Origin of the sequence: Spongiibacter pelagi (assembly GCF_014705705.1) — a bacterium.
Classification (GTDB): Bacteria; Pseudomonadota; Gammaproteobacteria; order Pseudomonadales; family Spongiibacteraceae; genus Spongiibacter; species Spongiibacter pelagi.
The window spans coordinates 1-3457 of record NZ_JACXLD010000031.1 but is presented as its reverse complement, the minus strand read 5'-3'; the positions used below and the strand labels follow the sequence as shown (position 1 = coordinate 3457).

Annotated in this window: 6 protein-coding genes; all 6 read left to right on the top strand. The window is 42.6% G+C overall.

Translation table 11 applies throughout. From position 1 onward, the window contains the following. On the top strand, positions 1-196 hold a 196-nt coding region (locus IB286_RS15590; RefSeq protein WP_223826458.1), incomplete at its 5' end, for a hypothetical protein. Positions 197-691: 495 nt separating this feature from the next. Next, complete coding sequence (locus IB286_RS15210; protein ID WP_190767003.1) at positions 692-1246, top strand: tetratricopeptide repeat protein; 555 nt, start codon at positions 692-694, stop codon at positions 1244-1246. 60 nt (positions 1247-1306) lie between these two features. Further along, on the top strand, positions 1307-1921 hold the full coding sequence (locus IB286_RS15205) for a hypothetical protein (protein ID WP_190767001.1): 615 nt from the start codon (positions 1307-1309) through the stop codon (positions 1919-1921). A gap of 26 nt (positions 1922-1947) precedes the next feature. Next, a complete protein-coding gene (locus IB286_RS15200) occupies positions 1948-2361 on the top strand; it encodes a TonB family protein (RefSeq protein WP_190767000.1) in 414 nt (137 codons plus the stop codon). A 46-nt stretch (positions 2362-2407) separates the two neighbouring features. After that, complete coding sequence (locus IB286_RS15195; protein ID WP_190766998.1) at positions 2408-3088, top strand: energy transducer TonB; 681 nt, start codon at positions 2408-2410, stop codon at positions 3086-3088. A 97-nt stretch (positions 3089-3185) separates the two neighbouring features. Continuing rightward, positions 3186-3377 (top strand): hypothetical protein, encoded by a 192-nt coding sequence (locus IB286_RS15190; protein ID WP_190766996.1) that lies wholly within the window; start codon positions 3186-3188, stop codon positions 3375-3377. Positions 3378-3457 lie beyond the last annotated feature (80 nt).

Sequence of the window (3457 nt, the reverse complement as noted above, 5' to 3'; positions counted from 1 at the left end):
GGCAGCGCTGGAATGTGTCACCACATCTGCTCTCGGCGATAAAAGATGCGGGGCAGTCGCCTGTTATCGACGGGAGATTAGAAAACGACTGAGCGCAAGAGCGGGGTTTGTTGAGCGCTTACCCAATTTCACCACTCCGGCACATAACCTGTTTTCGAGCGTAGAACGCGTCGATGAAAATCATGTGCTTGGTTAAGGTACTCAGTATCTCAACCTGCTTCACGCTTTTGGTTAGAAATCGTGAAGCTATGTCAGACTATGACAACCTATGACAAGGTGAAATAGCCGTTAAAATTTTTTAAATCCTTTAAAATCAGCAGCTTGCGTGAATTTAAAAGCACATACTACCGCTTTTGAATCCGTCACAGCTATTGTGTTGATTGTAACCTATTGATAAATAAAGAAATTAATTTAATTTTTCTGTATGATTCTTGTTCTATGACAAGTCGTTGCTCTTAAGACGAAAATTTTATGGCTTGATTGGCCTAGTAATTTGCGCATATCAGCATTTAGTGAATGCTTCAGCCTCCCGGTTACTGGCCACTCCTTGCGGTAGTCTGCTATAAAAAGTGTTGAGTGCTGGGATGCGAGCCAGCCAGGTACAAAAGGAAATTGACCCAATGAGAATCACTACACTCCTAGTCTCGAATTTTGTGTTGTTCACAGCCCTAACTGCAAACTCTCAGGATATTTGATAGAGAGGGGGGCCTGCTTACCTCCCGGCGGTGCTCCAATTGAAGAAATACAGGCATGCGCTGAAAAAGGTGACTCTGAAGCCCAAGCGGTTTTGATCGGAATGTATTCTCAGGGAGGCAATGGGGTTAAGCCAAATCAGCAGTTAGCGGCAAAATACACCAAAATATTAGCCGAAAAAGGGTGTGCTCAGGCGCAGGCGCATTTGGGGAAGCTATACTCACAAGGGATGGGTGTTCCTCCGAGTATCAAAGAATCAAAAATATGGCTTGAAAGATCATCCTCTAATGGTAGTGCAGTCGGGAAGTGCCTTCTCAGTATGATTTACTTGAATGGTCAAGATGGAAATCCGCCAGATCATTTCAAGGCTTTTGAACTGATCAAGGAGGCCAGTGAATTGGGCGATCCTCTTTGCTCTGTACAGCTTGGTGTAATGTATTTTAATGGCCAAGGAACGAGAAGAGATCTTGAAGAATCAAAAAGAATAATAGAACTGGCGGTACAAAAAGGTTATCCATTTGCTGTGGAAACTAAGGAAATGTTATTTCCCTAGCTATTCTTTTGGTTGGTCGATAACAAATGGTTTTATCTGGGGTGGTACACGGAGGTTGTCTTGTTAAGCAAAATTAAAATATTTTTTTCAATAATAATTGCATTTTTTACAGTCGGGTGTGCAACTCCACGTATACCTATTCCGGTCGTCTCATACGAAGCGAATATTGTTAAGTCGAATTTAACGGTTGCCATTGTTGTTGACGATCTTTTTTTGCAGCAGGCTTACAAAACTTCTCAACTATTCACTACTTGGATTTATCCGTTGGGAGACGTATTACCCCTGATGATCGAAAAGTCTTTGAGAAATCGATTTGCCGTTGCTGATATTGTTCCTGATTATGAAGCTTCAGATTACAAAGTAATTATCAGACCGGCTTTAGATAAGTTTTATGCACAAGTTCCGGCCACTACATTTTCTAGTACGAATACAGATATCAAAATTACCTACGGTGTGACTTACTCAGGGTCTGAGTTCTCAGTAACTGGGCGTGGTACAAACGAAGAGATTACAGAAGACGACAAAGCGCTATTTGCTTCGTACAAGCGTAAGCTGGATTACAAGTTTCAAGCAGCAGGCGATGCCGGGATTGCAATTTTGCATTGTCTAGAAGATTTGAATGTCCAGCTTGCTAAGGAATTGAAGGCGAGAACAAGCGCTGGTGTGGCTCAATAAGGTTATTCGTATAAGGAAGCGTTCGTATGCGTAATGGAATGATAGCGATTTTTCTTGTGATTTTAATGGTGGGCTGTGCTTCTCAGCCGCCGTGCCATAGTTTTTCAGTCTGCCCTGAAATCAAATTTTCATGGACACCAACACAGCCAAGCCCAGAAAAGAAAAGGGAACTTGAAGAGACGGGGATGCCGTATGTGCTTAAAGCTACTCCTCCTTATTACCCTCGGGCGGCTTGGGATAATAATGTTGAGGGCATGGTTGTGATGGCTTTTGATGTAACCCCGGAGGGGAAGCCTATAAATATTGTTGTGGTAACGTCGATTCCAAAAGGCGTTTTTGATGCGGCAGGGGTCGAAGCACTGGAGAATTCTATTTACACCAAAACGGAAAATGGTGCGGCAGGGTTCCATAGAAAATTTACATGGAGCATTTCGAGATAATGCTGTAAATGATGAGTTAAGCGCACAATTGGCGGAGTCATGTTAAATGAAAAATTTGCTCTTATTTGTATTTGTACTGTGTACAGCCTGTGCAGCAGCTATATCTAAGAATTTATATGGTGATTTACTGCCCATTGAAGAAATTTATCAGGCAGGCGATTACAAGCTGGCGAAGTTGCGTATAGACCATGTAGAAGAAGGCATAGGGAGTAAGTATGTAGATCCGATTGATAAGAAAATGATATATGGATTTAAAGGATCGATACTTTCTGGCCTCAAAGATTATGAGCAATCCATAATCTACTATCGCAAAGCGGCAGACATCAAAACTGACAACGCCGCTTTGGAAATTAGGGATATAGCGTCACTGATCAAGTTATGTGCTTCTATTGGTAAAGAAGAATGTGCAAGAGAGGCATATCAAGAGCTCCCTGATGCTGTTGCATTGCACAGAAAAGACGGGGACGCGAAACTTGTTCTCGATTTTAGTTATCTCGACAAAAGTGACTCCGCGATTCCCGTCCCAGTCGTGTTTGATATTGATGCCGGTGGAATTCCGCTAAATATAATTGCGGAGAAAAGTAGTGCAAGTAAACGCGCGGTTTTCGAGGCATTAAAACTTGCCGCTATGCTTCGTTACATTCCGAAAATAGTCAATGGTGAGCCGGCGGAAGCTTCTGGCGTAAAAGTAGTTATCTGGGTAAAACCAAAGTGGGTGAATAGTTAACAAGTAGCTGTTTTTTCACTGCTGGATTGGCATCACAAATGTTGCTGAGCCCAAAGGCAAACGTATAAAGAATAATTATTCGAGTTCAAGAGCAAAAATGAAAAAATTTACCGTATTGATTGCAATGGTAACAGCATTGATTGGTTGCTCTGCTCCTGGGCCTATGTATCAGCCCTTGCGGCCTTCAGAGAATAACGCGGTGGTTTATATATATCGATTGCCAAAATTTTTTCGAAGCGCTGCTTATGTAATCCCCCCATTTACCGCAACAGCTATTCGTAGAATTTAAGCTGCTTTTAGCAGTTGTCTTGGAGGTATGCCTCCTATCGCCGAGTTGGGCCGTTCATTGTTGTACATCCAGAGCCACTC